Here is a 19116-nt window from a genome sequence, read left to right as displayed (position 1 = left end):
GTGGTGTTACCCTCCCAGCACCCGCAAGATAGTGTCCATCTGATCAAACATCGTATGGAACATCCCACGGAGAAGGTAGACAAACGCCGGCAACGTGAAGATGATCATCAAACCGCCAACGATGGTCTTAACCGACATCCCGAGAGCGAAAACGTTCATCTGCGGCACGGCTTTGGAGAGCATCGCAAACCCGAAATCGACTAGGAAAAGCGCTGCGACAACCGGGATGGCGATTTTCAGCCCCAACAAGAACATCGCCGAGAACGTCTGCATCAACACGGACATCAGGTTGTCCGTGATTTGAAACGCGCCGATGGGCACGAAGTTATAGCTTTGCAGCATGGCGGCAATCAGTCCATGATGACCGTCCAGACCCAAAAACAGCAAAAACGCGAGTGCATACTTAAATTGACCTGTCAACGGTGCCGAAGCTCCCGACATCGGGTCAAAAACGTTTGCCATCGCGAAGCCGATCTGAAGGTCGATGAACATCCCACCCACCTGCACGGCTGCGAAGATCATCGCCGCTGTCAATCCTAGCGTCAGTCCCACCATCAGTTCTTTCAGCAAGACCAGCACCAAGTCGGCAAACGAGGCTCCCAAGTAGAGGGCCCCCATCTTCGTATCAGCGACGGCAGGAGTTACGATGATTGTCAACAAAAAAGCCAGCCCCGTTTTCGCGGCCGCCGGGACGTTCCGGGTTCCGAAAAACGGCGTCAGGAAAAAGAAGCTGGACATGCGAACGAGTACCAAGAGGAATACCTGTGAATACTGCAGTGCGACATCTAACATCCGACATCGCCCCTATCGAATAAACGAGCTTAAGTTGCCAAGGATTCCACGTGTAAAATCCAAGGTCAGCGACAGCATCCACGGACCGAAAATCAACATGGCCGCAAAAACGGCGATCAACTTCGGAATGAATTGCAACGACTGTTCTTGAATTTGTGTGGTGGCTTGAAACACGCTGACAATCAACCCGACCAAAAGGCCGACCCCAAGCAATGGCGCACAGATCTTGAGCATCGTCCAGATGGCGTTTTGACCGAGCGAGAGGACAAAATCACTGCTCACGCGTAACACCCTTCCCAAAACCTTATTGATAACCGGCTAACAGGGACTTGACGACGAGATACCAACCGTCAACCATGATAAACAACAAAACCTTGAACGGCATGGAGATCATCACTGGCGGTAGCATCATCATCCCCATGGACATCAACACACTCGCAACGACCATGTCGATGATCAAAAACGGGATGAAGATCATGAAGCCAAGCTCAAATGCAGTCTTCAGTTCGCTGATGACATAGGACGGAACCAGCGTGGAGAGCGGAATCGCCTCGACGGAGTCCGGCAGTGCCTGCTTGCGGTAATCCAAGAACAACTGCAAGTCCTGCGGGCGGGTCTGGTTGGCCATAAAATGCTTCAGCGGAATCTCAGCTTTTGTAAGGGCCTGAGTTTGTGTGAGTTGACCATTCAAATACGGTTGAAGCGCTTGGTCATTGATTTGGTTGAAAGTCGGATACATGACAAACAGCGTCATGAACAAAGCCAATCCGACCAAAACCTGTGTCGGCGGCATCTGTTGCAACGCCAAAGCGTTGCGCACAAATCCCAACACGACGACGATACGCGTAAAGCAGGTCATCAATACCAAGATGGACGGCGCCAAGGAAAGCACCGTCAAGATGGTGATGATCTGCAGAGAAGTTGCAACAGATTCGGGGTTGTCCGAAGTCGAAACTCCGATATTCACCCCTGGGATGACCGTCCCTTCGGCAAGCGCCGGATGGGCCCACATCAGGCTCAGCAGCATGACGACGAAGAGAAAGAGCATTCTCAAGTTTTTCATTTGGATGGATCCTGCCAATCGTCGACCGTCTGTTGACGCCTTTCCTTCAAGTTGTTCAGCTTCTCACGCAGAGCAGCGTCAAACGGCAATTCTTCTACTTGGATCTCTTCCGCCTGGGCTTTCGCTTTGGGGCGCAGGCGGTTGATCCAGTCTTGCATACCGGAAACGGGACGTACGATCGGCTGTTGGACATTCTCCCGCAGGCGCTCAATCAATTCCGCATCCGTTACGGTATCAAGCAGTGTAATCGTATCCCCCACCCCGAGCAGATACACCTTGTCCCCTACTGAGACCAGGTGTACCGAACGATCCTTGCCAAGCGCTTGAGCGCCGAGCGATTGGAACACTTGGTTGCGAGAGAGATTCGTCCTCTGCGAAAGGAATCGAATCAAGAAATAGATGATGGCAATTATGATTCCTAAGGCGAAGACCAGTTGCAACAACGACCATAGGAGCGAACCATCGCCGGTGGCAGTTGGCGGAACCGTCTGAGTGGAACCGTTTTGCTTGTCCTGAATCGCTTTTGTGACGTTTTCGCCAACCGCCAACACATGAGGTGGGGAGGAGAACCAGAAGACACTCAGTGCAACAGACCAAGTGGTAATAGTACGAGTGATCGTCGGTCGCATGACCCCACCCTTTCTAAAATGTTGACGTTCAGGGAACGTTTAGCCCAAAGTTTTCTTGATCGCTTCGATAACGCGATCTGCTTGGAACGGCTTGACGATGAAGTCTTTCGCACCCGCTTGGATTGCGTCGATAACCATCGCTTGTTGACCCATTGCGGAGCACATGATAACGCGTGCGTTTACATCGAAAGCACGGATTTCCTTCAGCGCGTGAATACCGTCCATTTCCGGCATCGTGATGTCCATGGTGACAAGGTCCGGACGCAGTTCTTTGTATTTTTCAACAGCTTGTGCGCCGTCTTGTGCCTCGCCCACTACGTTATAGCCATTGCGGGTGAGAATTTCCTTAATCATCATTCGCATAAATGCCGCATCGTCAACGATCAAGATTTTGTGAGACATTGTTTGGTTCCCCCTAGTCTAATTACTGTAATTTGCGAACTCGTTCGGCCGGACTGATAATGTCCGTTACCCGTACACCAAAGTTTTCGTCAATGACCACGACTTCTCCTTTGGCGACCAACTTGTTGTTGACCATGATATCAACCGGGTCCCCCGCCAATTTATCCAATTGTACGATGGAACCGGGCACGAGTTCCAAAATGTCGCGGATTAATTTCTTCGTACGTCCTAACTCAACAGTAATCGAAAGCGGGATATCTAGCAAGAGGTCAAGATTCCCTTGTCCACCAGTAATGTCGGACGCATCGAAAGAAGAAAATTGAGCCGGTTGTACATTGACATTTTGTTGAATGGGACGCGGTTGGTTTCCAGTGGCTTGAGCAGCCGGGTCCCCATAGCCCGGGTACCCTTGTGGCGGATATGGCTGCGGGTACGGAGGGTACGCATATTGCGGCGGGTATTGCTGCGGCGGATACGGTGGGTAGCCCGCCGGCGGTTGTTGCTCTGCGTACATCGGTTGCGGCGGATACTGCTGTTGCGGCGGCGGGTAGTGCCCCGGCGCACCTGCAGCAGCAACAGGAGCCTCATACATCGGCTGCGCGACCGGTTGCGAAGGTTGAGCCATCGGTTGTACAGGTGCCGCGGTCGCGACCGGAGTCGGTTCCGGCATCGCTTGGGCAGGTGTCGGAGCGGGTTCCGGCTCCGCACTGTCGCCCATGCCGCCCGTCAACTTCGAGATCATGTCTTTCGCAAATGACACCGGAACCAATTGCATGATGTGCGAGTCAATCAGCGTACCGATAATCAGACGGAAGGAAATCTTGATCAGCACTTCGTCATCCGGGAACAGGCTAGCCGACTGCTTGTTATCAAAGTCCATCACGTCCACAATCGGCGGGGTGATGTTGACCATCATATTGAAGATCGTGGACATTGAGGTCGAAGCGGAACCCATCATCTGGTTCATGGCTTCGGCAACAGCTGACAAGTGGAGTTCGTTGAGCTCAGACGGAGCTGTCGTCCCGTCGCCCCCCATCATCAGGTCCGCGATGATTTGCGCATCCTCCACGCGAATCGCAAGGACGTTTGCACCGATAAATCCGTCCGTATATTCCACCTTGATCGCCACATGCGGCAACGGGAAATCGTTGCTCAGTGAGCTGCGGAGAACGGCGGATACTTTCGGAGTCGTGATGTCAACTTTCTGTCTCAACAATGTCGAAAGCGCCGTTGCCGCAGTACCGAACGAAATATTCCCGATCTCACCGAGTGCGTCCGTTTCGAAGTCACTCAGGTAATCAGACAAGCGGATATCATCCGAGTTCGGGTCAGTGCCGTCGTCGTCACCATTCTGCCTAAGGAGGGCATCGATTTCTTGTTGAGACAACACATCCTTATTCATCTGCGCCCACTCCTTCTTCTATTACTTGTGAAATCTGTACCGCAACTTTGCCCCGTACGGTCCCCGGCTGTCCAAGGAACTTCAAGCGTTCTCCAACTTTGAGTTGGAGCTTTGCCTTGACGTCTTGGTCAAGCGAAATCACGTCCCCGACATTGAGGGCGAGGAAATCGCCCACATTGATCGTGGAGGAACCTAGTTGAGCAACCAGCGGCACTTGGGTCTTCCCAAGGTTCTGACGGATGGCTTCCCATTCCTCAGAGAAGTCCTTGGTACTCTTCGAAGTACCCATCCAGTAGTGGGTGGAGAGTTTCGGAATGATCGGCTCCAGCACAACGTGCGGCATACAGATGTTGATCATCCCGGTGATTTCCCCGATCTTCGTTGACAAGGAGACAACGGCAACCGTTTCGTTAGGCGATACCAGTTGCAAGAACTGAGGGTTGACCTCCAAGTGATCGAGTTCTGTCACCAACTCTGCGACGCCTTTCCAGGCCTCTTCGAAATTGTCGAGCGCTCGTCCGAATACGCGTTCCATAATCGTCATCTCGATTTCCGTCAGGTCACGCAGGACATCAGTCCCAAGCCCTGCACCGCCGAGCAAGCGGTCGAGCATCGCATACGCGATGTTCGGGTGAACCTCCATGACGAACTTTCCTTCAAGCGGTTTGCAGTTGAATACGTTCAAGATGGTCATCTTGGAAATCGAACGAATGAACTCTTCGTATGGCAACTGATCGACAGAGACAACGGAAATCTGGACAAACGTTCGCAATTGGGCTGAAAAGTATGTGGTAAGCAGGCGCGCGAAGTTTTCAAAGATCCGCGTGATGCTTCGGATGTGGTCTTTGGAAAAACGCATGGCGCGTTTGAAATCGTATACTTTGATCTTGCGGTCCGTATCTTCTTTGCGGATTTCTTCTGCTGAGAGCTCACCCGAAGAGAGAGCGGATAAAAGGGCATCGATTTCATTTTGCGACAGGACCTCAGCCATCGGTCATCACCTCCTTTGTCCCAGGATGTTCTTTATTGAACGACGATGTCGGAGATGTACAGGTTTGTCACTTTCCCCTCAAGCATCACTTTGTTCAACTCGCCCATCAGTTTGACTTTGAGCAGTTCAATGCCATCTGCCTTCTCAAGGTCAGCCTGCGTGGTTTGGTGCAAGACAGAGTTGATGATGTCACGCACTTGCACTTTGCGTTCTTCAAGTTCTGTCTTCATTTTCTTGCTGTCCCCTTGTACGGAGATCGTGGCTTGAATCAAGGAACTGCCTGCCAGATTGGTCGTCATCTTGCCGATATCAAATTGGCTGTCCAGCAACTCTGTTGCGGTCGGAACATCCGGTTCGTCCGCACTTTTACTTCCGAGCATCTTGTACCCGACTACTCCTAGTACGCCCAGCAATACGACAGAAATAATGATAAGTAAGACGATATTAAATACCTTGTTCCGAAACATCTGTCTCCTCCGCATTCTGTTGGACTTGAACAGCAATCAGTCCAACTCTTCGGTAGTAACCCTCGACCCTCTTCAACACTTCCTCGACAGTCTCGCGAACGATCAGCTTTTTCCCGTTGACAAGCGTGATCACAGTATCTGGAGTGGATTCAACCTGCTCGACGAGTGTCGCGTTCACGTACACCGTCGAGCGGTTGAATTTGGTCACCGGAATCATGGTCTTAGTTCACCGATTAGCCGCGCTTCAGGTTGACGACTTCTTGGAGAATTTCGTCCGCGACGGTGATCGTGCGGGAATTCGCTTGGAAACCGCGCTGTGCCACGATCATCTCGGAAAACTCGTTGGTCAGGTCCACGTTGGACATTTCCAAGGCGCCGACTTGCAGGGTGCCAAGTCCGACATCGGTACTGCCCGGTGTGCCCGGTTGCGGATCACCCGAGTTGCCCGAAGCACGGAACAGGCTGCCTCCGACCTTTTCCAGACCGGACGGGTTCGTGAACTTCGTCAACCCGATGGTCGCCGTCGGAGTTCCGTCGGTGGTTCCGTCGTTGTTAACTGTGTACAGGTTCCCTTTGGAGTCAAAGGAGTACGCTTTGACGGTTGTCATATCCACGACGATCGGTTGATCCCCGGAATCGGCTACTTTCCAACCATCGGAGTTGACGAGGTTGCCCGCGTTGTCGAGGTAGAAGTTACCTTGGCGAGTGTAGAACTTCTCACCGTTGTCATTGATCAAGGTGAAGAAGCCGTTGCCTTGGATTGCGAAGTCAAGCGGACGGTTCGTGACTTGCGTCGAACCGTCGTTCATGACGGTGTCAATTGCCGAAATGGTAGCACCCAGCCCCACTTGTATCGGGTTCGTCCCGCCGAAACCTTGTGCCGGTGCGCCTGCACCTTGAATCGTTTGGCTCATGATGTCTTTGAACATAACACGACCTGCTTTAAAACCGGCGGTGTTGACGTTCGCCACGTTGTTACCGATTGTGTCCAACTTGGTTTGAAAACCTCGCATGCCGGAAATACCCGAGTAAAGAGAGCGCAGCATTTGTTAGTTCCTCCTCTTATGGGTAGTAACCGCGTCTGTCATTCGGCGGTTAGGGGCCTCCACCATTGTGGGCCAGCCCTTGCATTGAGTTCCTTACGCAAACACGGCACTGTCGATTTTGGTAAACACATGATCGTTCATGTGCGCCTTGTCAACGGCAGTGATCACCGTGCGGTTCTTGATGTTGATCAAGTAGGCGGTGTCTTGGTAGACCACCAGAGACTCGCGTCCCCCTTTGGCAGCCACCCGATCGATGGCACTTCCAAGACGAGTCATGTCCTCCTGAGTGAGACGAATGTTGCGTACTCGCAGGCGTTCAAGCGCATGCGCGGAAAACGTGACAGGTTGTTGCGTTTGAGTTTGAAGTTGCTTCTTCAGTTCATCTTGAAAGGAAACCGTACCGGCCGCTCGAGATGCGGTCGGGTTCTTTCGGATCGGCAACTCTGGTTGGGGAGCGTTCGGCAGTGAAACAGGCCTCATCGGCCATCCCTGACTCATAAGCTACACCCCCTGGTGCCTTTGATTTACTTTTTCTTGACTTCTACGATCTGGCTCAAATCGATCATGTCTTCGCCGATCTTGACTTTGACGACGCCATCAACCGTTTGAGCAGAGGTCACTTCGCCTTCCTTCATCGTGCCGTCCGGCAGTTGGTAACCGGCGACGTTGCCGATCATCTGCGTGCCAAGCGCAAGCGAGTTGACTTGGTAGACTTTGCTTGTCTGTTCCAAGGAACTGAATTGCGCCATCTGGGCGATAAATTCCTTGTCTTGCATCGGAGCGGAAGGGTCTTGGTATTGCAATTGGGTGATCAATATCTTCAGAAACGCGTCGCGGTCGAGTTCCTTTTTCGCCGGAGTCGTCGCGCCGCTCGGTCGTGTATACGAAGACGGATCAAATGTTACGTTGTTCGTTGCCAACTCGAATGTCCTCCTTTACGCCGTAACGTCGAGGCTTGCCTCTTCCGGTACCTCCTGCTCCTCAGGTGCAGCCGCAATCTCTACCGCATCAACAGAGTCGATGGAGAAACGATCGGTATTCTGCTTGCGGTTCGACTGGTTGCCGGATTGACCTTGGAAGCTCTGGCCGGATTGACGATCTTGCGGAAGGCCGCTGTTCAGGCTGCCGTTTCCATTTTGGTTGGTGCTGTTGTTGGTGTTCGAGGACGAGACATCGATACGGTCAAACTGAATGCCTTGCGCTTGCAACTGCGACTTGAGGCTCGAAAGGTTCGAATCCAAAAGTCCCTTGGTTGCTGCACTGTCAGCCGAGAATTGCATGGAAATCTGGTTGCCGATCGCTTGTACGCGCACTTCGATCTCACCGAGACCCTGCGGTTGCAATACGATGCGGAACTCATGACGTCCCGGCGCTTCCAGCAACGCAGCACGCTTCACGACCATTTCTGCAAACTGATTGTGGAACTGGTCAGCGTGCATCGTGACCACAGGTTGCATTTTGGCGAGACGCTCTGCGTTTACGCTCTGCAAAGGAGTTTGCCCTCCTGCAAGCGGGTTGGAAAGCAAGTGCGTTGCGTCGAGGGAATCTCCCGACTTGGCTTGCTCTTGGATCGGATGGTCTGCAGACAGCATCGCGGCCGTCAACACGGTCGCTTGCAACGTCTGCGCGTTGGCAGCGCCCGCACTCGCCGCCGTCGTTTGTGTCGGTTCAGACGCGACTTGGACTTGCAAGTTAAGCGACGTGATCGTCGCTGCTTGAAGCTTGCCAAACTGCGGTTGCTTCACAGCCGGCGCGTTGCTCGCGCTTTGCGGTGTGGCATTCGTTGCTCGATCCTCCGCACCCTCCGATTGCAGCAGTTGCGCAAAGATTCCTTCCATTAATACCGCGGCTTTTGGTTGTGCCAGAAGCAATTGCGGGTTCTGCGCCGCTTGTTGTACGAGGTTGGTCAATGCTTGTCCCACGTCAGAGAACAATTCCGGGTGTGCGCTCAGCACTTGGGCCGAAGATTGCTCCGGATGCTCTTGCAAGACCCCCAGAAGCTTAGACGAAGCTCCGAATTGTTGTAACAACGCGGCTAGATCTCCGCTTTGCAACGGTAGTCCCGCCAGTTGCACATCCAATGAGCGAGTGCCAAGCATCACGTTTACAACGGGCGTTGCCGCTTTCTCACCATCTGCCGTCATTACGGTCGGCATCTGCTGAAGTGCAAACGGATTGAGACCTCCTGCAAGAAGTGCGAGCACAGCTGTCATCGGATCGGTTTGCTTGTTATCCGAATCAGCGCTTTGGCCGCCAATCGTCTGCAACAGATTGCTGAAAGGCGACTTGCCGCCATTCGTTTTGCCAGTGCCCTGTGCTGTGCCGGTCGAGGTGGACGAACCCGATACAGCCGGGGTTGTAGTTGCCTGGATATCCATTGTCTTTCACCTCCTTTCAAAGGATCAAGAGGAAAGAATCTTGCTGGCAATCGCCGGGTCCATTTTCTCCAGAATCGCTGCTTGTTGTTCGTTGGTCATCTTGGAGAAGATGTGTTTCACTTCGGTGACGGAGAGCTGGCTCATGACCGCAGCCGCTTTGGTCGGGCTCATCTGTGCGTAGACCTGCGCTTGTTGGACAAAAGGATCGGTTGTCGAGGCGGTTCCGGTTGTGGAGCCGTCCTTTTTGGCGTCCGGTTTTTTCTTGAGATCGTCGATCTGTTTTTTCAAGTTGGTGATCTCAGAGTCCTTTTTGACCATGTCAGACTCGAGTTGCTTTTTGGTGTCTTCAAGAGACTTGATCTGATCTTGTGCATCTTGCAGTTGCTTGGCAGGATCTGCTTGGGTTTCCCCGTTCGCCGCCGTCTCTTGTGGTTCTGCCGGGAGGATCTTGCTCACACCGGGAATGGCTCGTGCCGCATGTCCAATCTTGCCGGTGATGTCCCAGCCTAAGAATTGCAGGATGATTCCAACCAGCAGTGCGGTGAACAGCATCGGGAGGATTACGATATAAAACGTCCATTCCATCCCGCTGTAGCGGTGTTCTGACTCTTGCATGCTGTTCTCTTCACCCCTTCGTACGTTGATATCCGGTCACGGCGATCTCATCCAAGGTTTCCTGTCCGATCTTGTTCAGGAATTCTTGGTACTCCTCCAATCGACGCCCCTTGAGTTTCACCCATTTCTGCTCCTCCAGATAACAATCTGTCATCTCTTGTCGCTTTTCGGTACACTCCGACTGTTTTCCTTCTATTAGATGGTTCTGCCGCTCGATCAAAGTGCGCTGGGAGAGCATAAAATGCATCCAGCCTTGCAACTCTTGCGCGGAAACCCCATCGTTCGTCAGATTGTGCAACTCCAAAATCGCCTGGTCGTGAGAGTTGAGCAATTCTTGCAATTTCTCACGCTCCGTATCCAAATTGCGGAGCGATTCGGTGTAGCGCCAGTTGGCCTGTTGGGTCAAACGGTTTTTGAGATCGGTGATCTTGTGCAAGGACTGCAGTCGAACACTCATACGTCAATCCCTCCGAACGCTTCGATCAGTACCGCTTGGGTGTGTTCCAAGTCCATTTTCTCGTAAACATCCTGGGTGGTAAATTGTTCAATAGCCGAAGCGTACTGGATCGCGAGGTCGATCTGCATGTTGCTGCCTCGTTGGTAGGCCCCGATGTTGATCAAGTCTTCGGAGTCCTTGTAAATCGAAGAAAGTCGTTTGACCAGATTCGCCGCTCGACGATGCTCGGGTGATACCAGTTCATTCATAACGCGCGAAACGGAAGCCAGCACGTCGATCGCAGGAAAATGACCCCGATTGGCAAGCGTTCGAGAGAGAACGATGTGTCCGTCCAGAATCCCCCGCACCGCATCGGCGACCGGTTCGTTCATGTCGTCCCCGTCCACGAGGACCGTGTAAAACGCGGTAATCGTGCCGTGGTGCCCCGTACCTGCGCGCTCCAAGAGCCGCGGTAACATGGCGAAAACGGACGGGGTATACCCGCGAGTCGTCGGCGGTTCGCCAACAGCCAGTCCAACTTCACGCTGAGACATCGCAAATCGGGTTACGGAGTCCATCATCAACACGACGTCTTGCCCTTGATCGCGGAAGTATTCGGCAATCGAAGTGGCAACCATCGCCCCTTTGATGCGAACGAGAGGCGGTTGGTCGGACGTTGCGACGATGAGAACGGAGCGTTTCAACCCTTCCTCGCCCAAGTCTTTCTCGATAAATTCGCGTACTTCACGCCCCCGCTCGCCAATCAGGGCGATGACGTTGATGTCGGCGGTGGTGTTGCGAGCCATCATGCCAAGCAACGTTGATTTTCCGACACCGGAACCCGCGAAGAGACCGATCCGTTGCCCACGACCGACGGTCAGCAGACCATCGATGCAACGAACACCGACGCTTAGAGGCTCTTGAATGCGCTTGCGGGTCAAAGGGTTCGGAGGTTGTTGCGTCGCTTTTGCATACTCATGGCAATCAAGCGGTCCTTTGCCGTCAATCGGTTCGCCTAATCCGTTCAAGACGCGTCCGAGCAAGTGCGGCCCGACTGGAATCTGCAAGGAACTGCCCGTTGCAACCACATCGTGCCCCGGCCCAATCGAGCCAAGGTCACCGAGCGGCATGAGCAGCACGTTGTTCTCGCGAAACCCCACGACCTCTGCGTACATCGGAGCCATGCCTTCTGCTTCAATTGTGCAGACATCGCCCATCGTAGCAGCCGGGCCTTTGGATTCTATCGTCAGACCGATAACTTTGGTGACTTTGCCATTGACTTTGATCGTACGAGTGCGGTCCAGACGTTTGAGGTAACGGTCAAGTTGCAGGATTTGGCTCATGATTCCAGGTTTGCAGCAACATCCTGCAAAGCCTTCCTCACCTCTTCCAACTGGGTATCAATTCGAGCGTCGATGTTGCCAAAGGACGTGTGCAGGACGCAACCGCCTGTCGCTACCCCCCGGTCGGGGATGACGAGCAGATCGGTTTGGCCCGGCACTTCCTTTCGCAAAAAGTCACGGTTGTCGCGGATCAATTCAAAGTCGTCCGGGTGGACGCGGACTTCGATTTTGCCGGAGTCGTTGATTTCCTCCAGCGCCGCTCGAACCACATCGAGCACCCAACTACGGTCCGTTTCAGACTCGCGGTGCATGATCTTGCGGGCGATGTGACAGGCGAGGTCGACGATCATCGGCTCCGAATCAGCGATGAATTGACGACGATCTACTTCTGCCAACGCGTAGAGATGTTGCACGTTGGAAAAAGCGTCGGCGTACTCAGCGTTCACCGTCTCTTGCGCAACTCCGTAGCCTTCGTTGTATCCGACGCGCTTTGCTTCCTCGACTTCCGACTGTAAAAACGCCTGCACACGAGCACGTTCCGCTTCCAGAAGCTGTGCAGCTTGCTGTTCCGCCGCGAGAAGGATGTTCTCCGCCTCAAGACGGGCAGCCGCTCGGATGTTTTCCGCCTCTTGCAAGGCGGCCTGTTTGATCTGGTCGATTTCCGGGTCAAACGGCGCTTCCGGCTCGCGGATCGGTTGAACGTGTACGAAGTATGCACCCTGGGTCAACTGAGCTTGATGAGCTTTTAGCACCTTAGACAATGATATCGTCTCCTCCGCCACGTGCGATCACGATCTCGCCGCTCTCTTCGAGACGACGGATAATGCCTACGATGCGTTGCTGTGCTTCTTCGACATCGCGAAGTCGAACAGGTCCCATGAATTCCATGTCTTGCTTGAAGGTTTCGACCATTCGCTTCGACATGTTGCGGAAGATGACTTCCTGCACTTCCTCGCTGGAGACTTTGAGCGCCAGCGCGAGGTCTTGGGTTTCGACGTCGCGAATGACACGTTGGATGGAACGGTTGTCGATGTTGACGATGTCTTCGAAAACGAACATGCGTTTCTTGATTTCTTCCGCCAACTCCGGATCTTGCAATTCGAGCGATTCGAGAATCGTCTTCTCCGTGGAACGGTCGACGCCGTTGAGCACTTGAACGATGGCGTCGATCCCGCCGCCGGAGGAGAAATCGTGCAACGACATCTGGGACAGTTTGTTCTCCAAGACGCGCTCCACTTGGTTGATGACCTCCGGAGAAGTACGATCCATCAAGGCGATACGTCGAGCCACGTCCGCTTGGTGATCTTGCGGAAGCGCCGAGAGAATCATCGCCGCCTGTTGCGGATCGAGATAGGAAAGCACCAACGCAATCGTCTGCGGATGCTCGTTCTGAATGAAGTTGAGGATCTGGTTCGGGTCCGCCTTGCGCGCAAAGTCAAACGGTCTGACTTGCAGCGAGGCGGTCAAGCGGTTGATCACTTCGAGTGCTTTTTGCGAACCGAGTGCTTTTTCCAAGACGTCCTTGGCGTACTCGATCCCGCCTTGGGCGATGTATTCTTGGGCCTGAACGATCGAGTGGAACTCTTCGAGCACGTCCTCGCGCTGTTCGAATTCGATCTTGCGAACGTTCGCAATCTCCAGAGTCAATTGCTCTATTTCGTCATCACGCAAATGTTTGAATACTTTGGACGCAATTTCGGGACCCAAAGAGACCAGCAGCACGGCGGCCTTTTGACGACCAGATAATTTCTGTTGTCGTGCCACAAGCATGTCACTCCTACTCTTCTACCAACCAAGTACGCAACAGGTTGACAAATTCTTCCGGTTTTTGTCCAGCCAACTTCTCCAGCTGCTTTTTCATCTTCATGTTCTCGGTCTCTTCTACGACTGCGCCCACATCGGTGATGCGCGGTCTTTCGAGTACCGGAACCTCTGCCACTTTGCGTCGGCGAGAGAATGCGTACACACCGCCGCCGAGCAGCACGAGCGCTGCGGACAAGGCACCGAGGAACCACGGTTGTTTGTACCACGAGGTAGTAGCGGTGAACGGATTTGCCGGAGCTTGGAACGTTCCTCCGGTGACCGTGATCTGCGCATCGGCCGTTCCGTCGTTGTTCGCACCAATGGCGGTGGAGACAAACTTGCGGATGTCCGCTTCGCGGTCTTTGACGAGTTGCTCGTTGTTGATCAAAACGGAAACGGTGTACGTCTTCACTTGGTAAGGAGCCGATTGTCCGTTCTCATCGTACGTGTTCCAGTCACGGTTGATCGTGGAATCCTTTTTCGACGAGGTGCTGGCTCCACTGTCGGCCGACTTCGCGGTCGGCGTTGCTCCCGGGTCGGTGGACTGGGTGCCGGCGACGCCGGACGCTCCGGAGTTTCCGGTGGTCTCTTCGCTAGAGTTGTGCTCGGACACGACCGCTCCGGTGTTGCTGTCCTTCATCGGGCTCACTTCGTGAGTTTTCCACGTGCGTTGATCGAAGTTCAGATCCGCATGCACGACCACTTCTACGTTACCAGGACCGACCAAACGCTCCAGCGAATCTCGAATTCTATTCTTAGCTTCCGACTCCACTTGGTTTTGGACGAGCTGTTGTTTCGTAAGTTGCGGGTTCGCCGTGCCGTCCGGAATCGGCTGACCCGATTCGTCGAGCAAGCGGACCCCGTTCTGGTCGACCAGCGAGATGTTCTGCGGCGTAAGTCCCGGAACGGAGTGCGAGACGAGCTGTTGGATGCCGGTCACTTGATCTGCCGACAGTTTCACACCCGTATCTAGCAAGAGGACAACAGATGCCTTCGCGTTGTCTTCTTGTTGGGAGACGAACAATTTCTTCTCCGGCATGACGAGGTTGACTCGTGCTTCCTTGACGCCTTTGAGCGTGAGGATCGAGTTCTGAATCTGCGTCTCAATCGCTTGCTTGGATCGCACATTGAATTCGTTCTCGGTCATGCCAAGGTTCTGGTTGTCAAAAACCGAGTACCCCGAAGCGGTGCCCGTGTTCGGCAAACCCGCCATCGCAAGTTTCATCCGGGCTTCATCCACGTATTGTTCCGGTACTTGGAGGTTGTCTCCACTGGTTTGATAAGGGATTTTCAGTTCGTCCAACTTGGTGGTCACTTCGCCAAGCGAGGCGGGCGTCTGATTGACCAAAACGGTTTGATAATTCGGTCGCAATGCGAACCAGCTCAGAAAGGCCACCGTAAGAACGAACAACACAGCGACGATGATCAAGTTGCGACGCTGGTGCTTCTGAAGGTTTTTCCAGTAACCTGTGAGTTTTTCTATTAGTGCTTTGATCTGTTGGTTCACAATGTCACCCCGTCATCACTTCTTACTCCCAAAAACCACGCTACATCTGCATTCTCATAATTTCTTGGTACGATTCCAGCGCTTTGTTCCGAATCTGAACGCCCATTTGGAAGGAAAGAGTCGCTTTCTCCGTGGCGATCATCACACTGTGCAGGTCAGGCGCTTTCCCCGCCGCCATCAAAGCGGTCATGTTGTCCGCCTGAAGTTGTTCGGTGTTGATTCCTTCGATCGCTTGGCTCAGAAAATCAGAAAAAGAAGGCCCGGTGGTCTTCTTCACATCAGCCGGTTGCAGAGTTTGCACAGAGCCTGTCCCTTGCAACGGCAGCATGTTGGTCACAGAGTTAATCATTCAGACGTGCCCCCCTCTTATCTGCCGATCTCAAGCGCTTTGAGCGCCATCGATTTTGCAGAGTTGATTGCGGTGATGTTGGCTTCGTAAGAACGGGAAGCAGAGATCATGTCGACCATCTCCGTGGAGATGTCCACATTGGGCATCTGAACATACCCGTACATCGGGGAACTCGGGTTCTTCTCCGCATCCGGGTGGCTCGGGTCGTACACGAGTTTGAACGGCGCGTTGTCGCGGGTGATCTCGGTCACGCGAACGCCTTGGCTCGGCGCTTGTTGCAACTGCCCGTTGAGCGCGTCTTGGAAGCTCGGTGCCGTGCGCTCGCCAAGGGAGACCAACTGGCGGCGGTACGGCTTGCCGTCCACGCCGCGCGTGGTGTTGGCGTTTGCGATGTTGGACGATACAACATCAAGACGCAACCGCTGTGCGGTCAATCCCGATGCAGAAATGTTAATGCTGTCGAACATCCCCATGACTATCGCTTCCCTTCGTTAATCGCGTATTTCAGAAGCCCGAACTTCGAGTTGATCTGCTGCGTCATGGCATTGTACAGGATTTGGTTCTCTGCCAAGTTTGTCATCTCAGCGTCGATGTCAACGTTGTTGCCGTCGGTACGAAGCGAGGTGGAGTTCTCTTGGAACACGGTCGGTTTGACGTCGTCGAGACTTTTCGAATTGATTTTGATATGGCGAGCGTCCGTCGTGCGACCTTCCAGCGTGTCTCCTTCGGAGATCGCGTTCGAAAGCGCGTCTTGGAACGAGACATCACTTCGTTTAAAGTTCGGCGTGTCGATATTGGCAATGTTGTTGGACAACACTTTTTGGCGCAGACTGGACGAGTCGAGCGTTCGCTCCAGCAAGGTGATCGAACGGGAATCCAGTAAAGACATTCTTCATCATCCTTACCCTGAGATTTTATCGTATTTTAATTCGATGCGATACACGAAAATCCTGCAAATTACGACATCGTGTTCAAACCAACATTCACCATTTTATTCCCTGATTAGTCGAATTACTAGGGACTTTCGCCCTGACTCGACAGTTTCCTGCACATAAACCTACTTTTTTACATGAAAAATAAAAAAAAGGAAGCCTCCAATTGGGAGTGCTTCCTTTTTTTCACGAATTAAAAAACAGTATTCGATTAGCGAGACTTGATCGCTTCCAGCATTGGCATTAATTTTTCGTTCAAGATCTTGATGTGCGTGCCTTTCATGCCAAGCGAACGCGCTTCGACAACACCTGCGCTTTCCAATTTGCGCAGCGCATTGACGATCACCGAACGGGTGATGCCGGCGCGGTCGGCGATGCGGCTGGCGACCAGCAGACCCTCACGGCCGTTGAGTTCAGCGAAAATGTGATCCACCGCTTCCAGTTCGCTGTAGGAAAGCGACGAGACGGCCATCTGGACGACGGAACGCTCGCGACCCTCTTGAACTTGGCGGTCGACGGTCTGGCGCATCATCTCCATCCCGATCACCGTCGCGCTGTACTCCGCCAAGACGATGTCCTCCTCCAAAAACTCCCCGCTGTGACGCGTCATCAAAAGCGTCCCGATCCGGTCGTTGCTTGAAGAGATCGGGATCATCGTCCAGCAGCCGATGTCGGCGCCCACCGCGCAAAACGGGGTGGCCTCCCGGATGTTCGTGAGCGTGCGGTCTTCGCGCAGCATCCGTTGCACGAAATCGCGCGGAACCGCGTGTGCGCCGGACAGGTCGCGCGGCATCTGGACGAAATCGCTCGTCTCCGCCAGCGCGTGCCCAAGCACCGTTCCTTCGGGAGTGATCAGAAACACGTTGCAGAACACGATGTCCCGCATCGTTCCAACCAATTCCTCGAAGCTCACTCGCATGCCTTCAGCTCGTTGCAACAACTTATTGATCACCCGCGTTTTGCTCAACAATTCCATAAAGCCTGGTACCCTCCTGTGTGCGCTACAGGATGAACTGGCTGAGATCCTTGTTCTTCACGATTCCTTCCAATTTCTCTTGCACGTAGATCGGCGTGATGACCACTTTCTCAAGCATCACGTCCGGCGCTTCAAACGAAAGATCTTCCAACAACTTCTCCAACAGGGTGTGCAGTCGGCGCGCCCCGATGTTGTCCGTTTCTTGGTTGACCGTCGTCGCCAGCTCGGCGAGTTTTTGAATCGCGTCCTCGGTGAACTCGACTTTGATGCCTTCTGTTTCAAGCAGCGCGATGTATTGCTTGATCAGGGCGTTCTGCGGTTCGGTGAGGATGCGGCGGAAATCGTCCGCAGTGAGGCTCGTCAGTTCGACACGGATCGGGAAGCGGCCTTGCAGCTCCGGGATCAGGTCGCTCGGTTTGGAGATGTGGAAGGCACCTGCTGCAACGAACAGGATGTGGTCGGTCTTGACCGGGCCGTACTTGGTGTTGACGGTCGAGCCTTCCACAATCGGCAGGATGTCGCGCTGCACGCCTTCACGAGACACGTCGGGACCGCCTCCGCGCTCCTTGCCTGCGATCTTGTCGATTTCGTCGATGAAGATCATGCCCGACTGTTCGGCACGGTAGACGGCTTCGGTGGTCACGTCGTCCATGTCGATCAGTTTCTGAGCTTCCTCTTGGGCAAGCAATTTGCGCGCTTCACGGACTTGGACTTTGCGCTTCTTGCGGCGCTTGGGCATCATGTTGCCGAGCATCTCCTGCAAGTTGTTCATGCCAAGCCCTTCCATGCCCGGCATATCCATCATGCCGGGAGAGTTGTCCTCGACTTCCACTTCGACGAGTTGTTCTTCCAACTCGCCGCGCTCCAACTTCTGACGAACTTCATTGCGCTTTTGGCGGATCTCATAAGATTCCTGTGCGCTGTCGTCTTGTTGAATACCAGCATTGCCACTAAAGAGCATTTCTAACGGGTTTTTGAAATTTTTTGTTTTTGCAGGATCAGGAACGAGCACGGAGACGAGGCGGTCTTCCGCCATGCGGCCCGCTTTTTCCTTGACCGATTCCATGCGCTCTTGCTTGACGATCCGAATCGCCGTCTCGACCAAGTCGCGCACCATCGATTCGACGTCGCGGCCTACATAGCCGACTTCGGTGAACTTCGTCGCTTCCACTTTGATAAAAGGCGCTCCGACCAGCTTCGCCAGCCGTCGCGCGATCTCGGTCTTGCCCACGCCGGTCGGCCCGATCATGAGAATGTTTTTCGGCGTGACTTCATCGCGGATGTCATCGGCGAGCAGCGCTCGGCGGTAGCGGTTGCGCAGGGCAACGGCGACCGCTTTTTTCGCAGCTTTCTGTCCGACGATGTAGCGGTCGAGTTCTTCCACGATGCGACGCGGAGTCAAGTTGTTGTTGATCACAGGCTCTCTCCTCCGATCTCTTCGACGATGATGTTGTCGTTGGTGTACACGCAGATGTCAGCGGCGATCTGCAGGGCGTTGCGGGCCACGTCGCGCGCAGACAAGTCCGTGTGCTGCATCAGCGCACGACCTGCGGCCAGCGCGAAACTGCCGCCCGATCCGATGGCGATCACATCGTCGTCCGGCTCGATGACTTCCCCGTTGCCCGAGACGAGCAGCAGCGTCTCGCGGTTCATGACGATCAGCATCGCTTCGAGGTTGCGCATCATCTTGTTCATGCGCCATTCCTTTGCCAGTTCGACGGAGGCACGTTGCAAATTGCCGTGGAACTCCTCCAACTTGCCTTCAAACTTTTCAAAAAGGGTAAAAGCGTCCGCAACCGCCCCGGCGAATCCGGCGACGACTTCGCCCCGGTAGAGGCGGCGGACTTTTTTCGCTCCGTTTTTCATGACCATATTCTGTCCAAACGTCACCTGACCATCTCCGGCCATCGCAGCTTGCCCGTTGCGTCGGCAGGCGAAGATCGTTGTGGAATGGAATTGACTAGCGCTCATCTAGATTGGCTCCT

At 53.9% G+C, this 19116-nt stretch carries 25 protein-coding genes; all 25 read right to left on the bottom strand.

Annotated features, from left to right (window positions below):
- Positions 1 to 6: 6 nt before the first annotated feature.
- Positions 7 to 792: a flagellar biosynthetic protein FliR gene (fliR, locus tag JJB07_RS20225; protein WP_201637922.1), complete on the bottom strand. Its 786-nt coding sequence runs from the start codon at positions 790 to 792 to the stop codon at positions 7 to 9.
- 12 nt (positions 793 to 804) lie between these two features.
- On the bottom strand, positions 805 to 1074 hold the full coding sequence (gene fliQ / locus JJB07_RS20220) for a flagellar biosynthesis protein FliQ (RefSeq protein WP_038088881.1): 270 nt from the start codon (positions 1072 to 1074) through the stop codon (positions 805 to 807).
- A gap of 22 nt (positions 1075 to 1096) precedes the next feature.
- Positions 1097 to 1855: a flagellar type III secretion system pore protein FliP gene (gene fliP / locus JJB07_RS20215; protein WP_201637921.1), complete on the bottom strand. Its 759-nt coding sequence runs from the start codon at positions 1853 to 1855 to the stop codon at positions 1097 to 1099.
- On the bottom strand, positions 1852 to 2484 hold the full coding sequence (locus JJB07_RS20210) for a flagellar biosynthetic protein FliO (RefSeq protein ID WP_201637920.1): 633 nt from the start codon (positions 2482 to 2484) through the stop codon (positions 1852 to 1854). Before JJB07_RS20210 ends, fliP begins: the two co-directional genes overlap by 4 nt.
- Before the next feature lie 39 nt (positions 2485 to 2523).
- Positions 2524 to 2886: a response regulator gene (locus JJB07_RS20205; RefSeq protein ID WP_201637919.1), complete on the bottom strand. Its 363-nt coding sequence runs from the start codon at positions 2884 to 2886 to the stop codon at positions 2524 to 2526.
- A gap of 22 nt (positions 2887 to 2908) precedes the next feature.
- Positions 2909 to 4288, bottom strand: a complete 1380-nt coding sequence (fliY, locus tag JJB07_RS20200; RefSeq protein WP_201637918.1) for a flagellar motor switch phosphatase FliY — start codon at positions 4286 to 4288, stop codon at positions 2909 to 2911.
- Positions 4281 to 5279 (bottom strand): flagellar motor switch protein FliM, encoded by a 999-nt coding sequence (gene fliM / locus JJB07_RS20195; RefSeq protein ID WP_201637917.1) that lies wholly within the window; start codon positions 5277 to 5279, stop codon positions 4281 to 4283. Before fliM ends, fliY begins: the two co-directional genes overlap by 8 nt.
- A gap of 32 nt (positions 5280 to 5311) precedes the next feature.
- On the bottom strand, positions 5312 to 5659 hold the full coding sequence (locus JJB07_RS20190) for a flagellar basal body-associated FliL family protein (protein WP_201637916.1): 348 nt from the start codon (positions 5657 to 5659) through the stop codon (positions 5312 to 5314).
- A 64-nt stretch (positions 5660 to 5723) separates the two neighbouring features.
- On the bottom strand, positions 5724 to 5963 hold the full coding sequence (locus JJB07_RS20185; RefSeq protein ID WP_201637915.1) for a flagellar FlbD family protein: 240 nt from the start codon (positions 5961 to 5963) through the stop codon (positions 5724 to 5726).
- A 16-nt stretch (positions 5964 to 5979) separates the two neighbouring features.
- Complete coding sequence (flgG, locus tag JJB07_RS20180; protein WP_201637914.1) at positions 5980 to 6792, bottom strand: flagellar basal body rod protein FlgG; 813 nt, start codon at positions 6790 to 6792, stop codon at positions 5980 to 5982.
- 93 nt (positions 6793 to 6885) lie between these two features.
- Positions 6886 to 7290, bottom strand: a complete 405-nt coding sequence (locus JJB07_RS20175; protein WP_201637913.1) for a TIGR02530 family flagellar biosynthesis protein — start codon at positions 7288 to 7290, stop codon at positions 6886 to 6888.
- A gap of 26 nt (positions 7291 to 7316) precedes the next feature.
- Entirely contained in the window at positions 7317 to 7712 is a 396-nt protein-coding gene (locus JJB07_RS20170; RefSeq protein WP_201637912.1) for a flagellar hook capping FlgD N-terminal domain-containing protein, read from the bottom strand.
- 15 nt (positions 7713 to 7727) lie between these two features.
- Entirely contained in the window at positions 7728 to 9170 is a 1443-nt protein-coding gene (locus tag JJB07_RS20165) for a flagellar hook-length control protein FliK (protein WP_201637911.1), read from the bottom strand.
- A gap of 24 nt (positions 9171 to 9194) precedes the next feature.
- Complete coding sequence (locus tag JJB07_RS20160) at positions 9195 to 9785, bottom strand: MotE family protein (RefSeq protein ID WP_201637910.1); 591 nt, start codon at positions 9783 to 9785, stop codon at positions 9195 to 9197.
- Between the two features lie 10 nt (positions 9786 to 9795).
- On the bottom strand, positions 9796 to 10242 hold the full coding sequence (locus JJB07_RS20155) for a flagellar export protein FliJ (protein ID WP_201637909.1): 447 nt from the start codon (positions 10240 to 10242) through the stop codon (positions 9796 to 9798).
- Positions 10239 to 11564, bottom strand: coding sequence for a flagellar protein export ATPase FliI (gene fliI, locus JJB07_RS20150; protein ID WP_201637908.1), 1326 nt, complete (start codon positions 11562 to 11564; stop codon positions 10239 to 10241). Before fliI ends, JJB07_RS20155 begins: the two co-directional genes overlap by 4 nt.
- A complete protein-coding gene (locus tag JJB07_RS20145; protein WP_347338380.1) occupies positions 11561 to 12316 on the bottom strand; it encodes a FliH/SctL family protein in 756 nt (251 codons plus the stop codon). Before JJB07_RS20145 ends, fliI begins: the two co-directional genes overlap by 4 nt.
- Position 12317: 1 nt before the next feature.
- A complete protein-coding gene (gene fliG / locus JJB07_RS20140) occupies positions 12318 to 13328 on the bottom strand; it encodes a flagellar motor switch protein FliG (RefSeq protein WP_430727236.1) in 1011 nt (336 codons plus the stop codon).
- Between the two features lie 13 nt (positions 13329 to 13341).
- Positions 13342 to 14874, bottom strand: a complete 1533-nt coding sequence (fliF, locus tag JJB07_RS20135) for a flagellar basal-body MS-ring/collar protein FliF (RefSeq protein WP_201637905.1) — start codon at positions 14872 to 14874, stop codon at positions 13342 to 13344.
- Between the two features lie 40 nt (positions 14875 to 14914).
- Positions 14915 to 15223 carry a flagellar hook-basal body complex protein FliE gene (gene fliE / locus JJB07_RS20130; RefSeq protein ID WP_201637904.1) on the bottom strand — a complete coding sequence of 103 codons (309 nt, stop codon included), beginning with the start codon at positions 15221 to 15223 and terminating at the stop codon, positions 14915 to 14917.
- A gap of 17 nt (positions 15224 to 15240) precedes the next feature.
- A complete protein-coding gene (gene flgC, locus JJB07_RS20125; RefSeq protein ID WP_201637903.1) occupies positions 15241 to 15696 on the bottom strand; it encodes a flagellar basal body rod protein FlgC in 456 nt (151 codons plus the stop codon).
- A gap of 2 nt (positions 15697 to 15698) precedes the next feature.
- Positions 15699 to 16112 carry a flagellar basal body rod protein FlgB gene (gene flgB, locus JJB07_RS20120; RefSeq protein ID WP_201637902.1) on the bottom strand — a complete coding sequence of 138 codons (414 nt, stop codon included), beginning with the start codon at positions 16110 to 16112 and terminating at the stop codon, positions 15699 to 15701.
- Between the two features lie 254 nt (positions 16113 to 16366).
- Positions 16367 to 17131, bottom strand: coding sequence for a GTP-sensing pleiotropic transcriptional regulator CodY (codY, locus tag JJB07_RS20115; RefSeq protein WP_201637901.1), 765 nt, complete (start codon positions 17129 to 17131; stop codon positions 16367 to 16369).
- 25 nt (positions 17132 to 17156) lie between these two features.
- Positions 17157 to 18548 (bottom strand): ATP-dependent protease ATPase subunit HslU, encoded by a 1392-nt coding sequence (gene hslU / locus JJB07_RS20110; protein WP_347338379.1) that lies wholly within the window; start codon positions 18546 to 18548, stop codon positions 17157 to 17159.
- Positions 18545 to 19102 (bottom strand): ATP-dependent protease subunit HslV, encoded by a 558-nt coding sequence (gene hslV, locus JJB07_RS20105; protein ID WP_201637900.1) that lies wholly within the window; start codon positions 19100 to 19102, stop codon positions 18545 to 18547. The genes hslU and hslV overlap by 4 nt, the downstream gene beginning before the upstream one ends.
- Positions 19103 to 19116 lie beyond the last annotated feature (14 nt).

It is taken from the genome of Tumebacillus amylolyticus, from assembly GCF_016722965.1.
Classification (GTDB): Bacteria; Bacillota; Bacilli; order Tumebacillales; family Tumebacillaceae; genus Tumebacillus; species Tumebacillus amylolyticus.
The sequence above is the reverse complement of the archived record's forward strand: the minus strand, read 5'-3'. Positions and strand labels throughout refer to the sequence as shown.

Excerpts from the sequence above, each read along its gene's own strand:
- fliR (WP_201637922.1), bottom strand. The coding sequence starts at position 792 with ATGTTAGATGTCGCACTGCAGTATTCACAGGTATTCCTCTTGGTACTC.
- fliP (WP_201637921.1), bottom strand. The coding sequence starts at position 1,855 with ATGAAAAACTTGAGAATGCTCTTTCTCTTCGTCGTCATGCTGCTGAGC.
- JJB07_RS20210 (WP_201637920.1), bottom strand. The coding sequence starts at position 2,484 with ATGCGACCGACGATCACTCGTACTATTACCACTTGGTCTGTTGCACTG.
- JJB07_RS20205 (WP_201637919.1), bottom strand. The coding sequence starts at position 2,886 with ATGTCTCACAAAATCTTGATCGTTGACGATGCGGCATTTATGCGAATG.
- fliY (WP_201637918.1), bottom strand. The coding sequence starts at position 4,288 with ATGAATAAGGATGTGTTGTCTCAACAAGAAATCGATGCCCTCCTTAGG.
- fliM (WP_201637917.1), bottom strand. The coding sequence starts at position 5,279 with ATGGCTGAGGTCCTGTCGCAAAATGAAATCGATGCCCTTTTATCCGCT.
- JJB07_RS20190 (WP_201637916.1), bottom strand. The coding sequence starts at position 5,659 with ATGCTCGGAAGTAAAAGTGCGGACGAACCGGATGTTCCGACCGCAACA.
- JJB07_RS20185 (WP_201637915.1), bottom strand. The coding sequence starts at position 5,963 with ATGATTCCGGTGACCAAATTCAACCGCTCGACGGTGTACGTGAACGCG.
- flgG (WP_201637914.1), bottom strand. The coding sequence starts at position 6,792 with ATGCTGCGCTCTCTTTACTCGGGTATTTCCGGCATGCGAGGTTTTCAA.
- JJB07_RS20175 (WP_201637913.1), bottom strand. The coding sequence starts at position 7,290 with ATGAGTCAGGGATGGCCGATGAGGCCTGTTTCACTGCCGAACGCTCCC.
- JJB07_RS20165 (WP_201637911.1), bottom strand. The coding sequence starts at position 9,170 with ATGGATATCCAGGCAACTACAACCCCGGCTGTATCGGGTTCGTCCACC.
- JJB07_RS20160 (WP_201637910.1), bottom strand. The coding sequence starts at position 9,785 with ATGCAAGAGTCAGAACACCGCTACAGCGGGATGGAATGGACGTTTTAT.
- JJB07_RS20155 (WP_201637909.1), bottom strand. The coding sequence starts at position 10,242 with ATGAGTGTTCGACTGCAGTCCTTGCACAAGATCACCGATCTCAAAAAC.
- fliI (WP_201637908.1), bottom strand. The coding sequence starts at position 11,564 with ATGAGCCAAATCCTGCAACTTGACCGTTACCTCAAACGTCTGGACCGC.
- fliE (WP_201637904.1), bottom strand. The coding sequence starts at position 15,223 with ATGATTAACTCTGTGACCAACATGCTGCCGTTGCAAGGGACAGGCTCT.
- flgC (WP_201637903.1), bottom strand. The coding sequence starts at position 15,696 with ATGGGGATGTTCGACAGCATTAACATTTCTGCATCGGGATTGACCGCA.
- flgB (WP_201637902.1), bottom strand. The coding sequence starts at position 16,112 with ATGTCTTTACTGGATTCCCGTTCGATCACCTTGCTGGAGCGAACGCTC.
- codY (WP_201637901.1), bottom strand. The coding sequence starts at position 17,131 with ATGGAATTGTTGAGCAAAACGCGGGTGATCAATAAGTTGTTGCAACGA.
- hslV (WP_201637900.1), bottom strand. The coding sequence starts at position 19,102 with ATGAGCGCTAGTCAATTCCATTCCACAACGATCTTCGCCTGCCGACGC.